Consider the following 3343-nt stretch of genomic DNA (forward strand, 5'->3'; position numbering starts at 1 on the left):
GTTCGCTGATTATAATGTTGGCTCCCCTTGTCAGGGGAGCTGGACCGCGAAGCGGGACTGAGGGGTAGTGAATTCGTCAACGAATTTCTGACGCAGGACACTAGTCAAACAGCGCTACCGGCGCGGAACGAACGCCTCGAAGATGTGGCGGTCGAACCAGTCGTCGCATTCGGCGAGCTCATCGCTGGAACGCACCGTCCATGAGACGGCCGTCGCGCCCAACGCGCGAGTGGCACGCATCTGCGGGCTGTTGCCGCCATGCCAGTCGTAGGCGACGAAATCCGGGCGAGACAGCCAGTCGAATGCCAGCAGACCGGCCGCCCACGCGCCCGGATTGCTCACCGGCGCGCCCTCGGCCAGCTGACCGCGGCACACCTCCGGGCGATGCTGACGGTACCAGTCCACCGCGCGCGGATTGAACGATTCGATCACATACGCGCCGTCATATGCGCGCAGCAGCTCGTCGCCCTTCTCCATCAGCTCGTCGCAGCGCTCATCCCACGCGGCGTTGTCGTCGAACTTGTATTCGACGATCAGCGGCACGCGGCCGGCGACCACACGCAGCACGTCCGCAAACAGCGGCACATGCTGATAGTAGCCGTCCGGCGCGGCGTCGGGCGTGGTGACCAGCGGCGGATTCATCTGCGACTTCGGCAGCGGATGTGCGACCGCGTCGCCCGGCTCCGCCGGCGCAGGAAACAGCGGGATGCGCGTCAGCTCGTCATACGTCAAATCCTCGATGCGACGCGGATCGCCCGCAACGCGCATCAGATCGGGATCATGCACGACCACGACCTGACCATCCAGCGTCAGCTGCAAGTCAAGCTCGATGCCGAATCCGGCCTCGCAGGCCGCCGCAAACGACGCCAGCGAATTCTCCGGCGCGATCGGCCCCGATTCAGCCGCCGAACCATAGCCGGCCTTGATCGCCATGCTGCGGGCCAGCGCCACGTAGGCCGCCGATTCCACCGCATACTCCTCGGTCAGGCCGGAACCGGCATCATGCAGGCCGCGATGCGCATACCACGCCTCCGGCACCGACGGCACGAAATGCTTCTGCTTGTCGCCGAACGAACGCGGACGGACCGCCCACAACGCCGCCCCCGCGGCGAGCGCGCCGCCGACCAGCGCGCGGCGAACGAACTTGCTGGATGACATGATTCCTCCTTACGACGGCACTGCTGCTGCGCGGCATTGTTGCTATGCGCGGCAGTGCGGCGCACGCAGCGCGATGCAGCGCATACAGCGCACGCAGTGCACAATTTGCTATCGAGACTAGTCCACGGCATGGCCGCAGGCAACAGCGGCTTACAATGACGCTATTGGCGGAACTTGCGCAATTGACGGAACTTTCGCAACTGAAGGAATACACGGAACGAATCAGAACAGATCGCAGCAGATCGCAGCATATCGCAACGGATACGGAAAGGAGTGCCCATGACCCGCGCGCCACAGTCGGATCACCATGCCAACACCGATGCCGAGGTTCACACCGATGCCGAGGTTCATGCCGACGGCGAAACTCGCGAGGCCGGCTCCAGCGGCGCCCGAGCCGCATCACACACCGACGGCGGCCATGTGATCTCGTCGCGCGCCACGAAGGTCGGTCTGATGGCGATCGTGCTGTGGAGCATGATGACCGGGCTGGTGCGCGTGGTCGCCGATTCGTTCGGCGCGACGCTTGGCTCGGCGCTGATCTACACGGTCGGCATCGTGCTGCTGATGATCTTCCATCGCCCCGCGCCGCTGCGCTCGTATCCGCGCCGCTACCTGCTCGTCGGCGGTCTGCTGTTCGTGTTCTACGAGTCCGCGATTTCGCTGTCGATCGGTCTGGCCAGTTCGGCTGCGTCGTCGGTCGAGGTGAGTCTGGTGAACTATCTGTGGCCGACGATGATGGTGCTGCTGACGGCCGCGGTGTTTCCGCCCTCGTCCGGCCGTATGCGTTCCGTGGCGCGCGTGCTGCCCGGCGCGATCGTGGCGACCGCCGGCGTGGTGCTTGCGGTGGGTGGCAACAGCGGCTTGGATTGGGCGCAGGCGGCGAGCCATATCGCCGCGAATCCACTGCCGTATCTGCTGGCATTCGCCGGCGCGTCCGCGTGGTCGGTGTATGCCGTGTTCACGCCGGCGATGGCGCGGGGCAAGGACGGCACGTCGGTGTTCTTTCCGCTGGTGGCTGTGGCGTTGTGGGTGATTCATTTTGCATCCGGGCAGGGGTGGCCGCCCGTCGCGCCGTCGATCTGGGGCTGGCTGGCGCTGGTCGGCGCTGCCGCTTCGATCGCAGGTGGATACGCCTGCTGGGGGCATGGGATTCTGCACGGCAGCATGCGCACGCTGGCGATAGCAAGCTACGCGACTCCGGTGCTGTCCACTGCGGCGAGTGCGCTGTTGCTTGGATTGGCGCTGTCGGTGCCGTTCTGGTGCGGGGCGCTGCTGGTTGCCGCCGGCTCGCTGCTGAACTGGTGGATTTCGTCGCGTCGGCATTGATTGGTTGTTGGTTGTTGGTTGTTGGGTACTGGGTACTGGGTACTGGGTACCGGTTGCTGATTGCTGATTGCTGACGGTGGATTGCAGATTGTGAATTGTGAATCGCCGGCCGCGGATTGCTGATCGTTTGTGGATGTGCGGCGCGGCACTTCATCGTGCGTTTACTGTGACATCAACTGTGCGACACGCGGATGCCGCGACTGTGGATAGAAAAAGTGGGTTATCCACATTTCGGGGATAACTCTGTGCATAATCCACCAAACTATCCACAATATGGGATAACTTGGTGGATAACATGGGGACAAATCGTGCACAACCCAAGGCTCTGCGGACAGCGGATTTGGAGAATCAGAAGAAGTGTGGTACAAGATGCCGTCATTTTCAACGCCGCTACTTCCCGCCGGTGAGCCGTTGTCGCCAATGGCATGTTGGTTGCCAATTGGCAACCAATGTCGCGCATAAGAAGGTAGCGGCCTGTCTCTTAGGCGCTTCTGTCGTTATCTGTGTGGTGGTTCGTTACCGAGCCGTTGGAATGGTAGGGGAAGGGCGCTTTTCGGGTAGGATGCTTTTCGGGTAGGATGCTCATCGACCAAGAAGAACCATGGAACTAGAGCCAAGTGGTGTCCCTGCTCTGGTGTCCTTCTCTGACTCCCCTCCTGCGCCTTTCTCTACCTTTCTCTTCTCTCTTTCTCTCTTCTTTCTTCTTTCTTTCTCTACCTTTCTTTCTCTACCTTTTTCGCTTGCACTCGCTTGCTCTTCGCTCGTGCTTCCTTTGCACACTTGCTTTGCGCAAGGATTTTTCGGGATTTGCCCGGAGTTCGTAGAATCTTTGCGCTAACAGGCCTCGTAGCGCAAGGAT

2 protein-coding genes are annotated in these 3343 nt (G+C 61.9%); one reads left to right on the forward strand and one right to left on the reverse strand.

Annotation, left to right across the window (positions count from 1 at the left end; all coding sequences use genetic code 11):
- Nucleotides 1-114: 114 nt before the first annotated feature.
- Complete coding sequence (locus tag EHS19_RS05495) at nucleotides 115-1158, reverse strand: glycerophosphodiester phosphodiesterase family protein (protein ID WP_151916781.1); 1044 nt, start codon at nucleotides 1156-1158, stop codon at nucleotides 115-117.
- Between the two features lie 279 nt (nucleotides 1159-1437).
- Here EHS19_RS05495 and yddG point away from each other — a divergent pair, with 279 nt between their 5' ends.
- Nucleotides 1438-2484: an aromatic amino acid DMT transporter YddG gene (gene yddG, locus EHS19_RS05500; protein WP_151916782.1), complete on the forward strand. Its 1047-nt coding sequence runs from the start codon at nucleotides 1438-1440 to the stop codon at nucleotides 2482-2484.
- The last annotated feature ends 859 nt before the right edge of the window (nucleotides 2485-3343 follow it).

It is taken from the genome of Bifidobacterium jacchi (assembly GCF_009078285.1).
Lineage (GTDB): Bacteria > Actinomycetota > Actinomycetes > Actinomycetales > Bifidobacteriaceae > Bifidobacterium > Bifidobacterium jacchi.

What these genes read in the sequence shown, in the direction of transcription:
- EHS19_RS05495 (WP_151916781.1), bottom strand. Translation starts at nt 1,158, where the DNA reads ATGTCATCCAGCAAGTTCGTTCGCCGCGCGCTGGTCGGCGGCGCGCTC.
- yddG (WP_151916782.1), top strand. Translation starts at nt 1,438, where the DNA reads ATGACCCGCGCGCCACAGTCGGATCACCATGCCAACACCGATGCCGAG.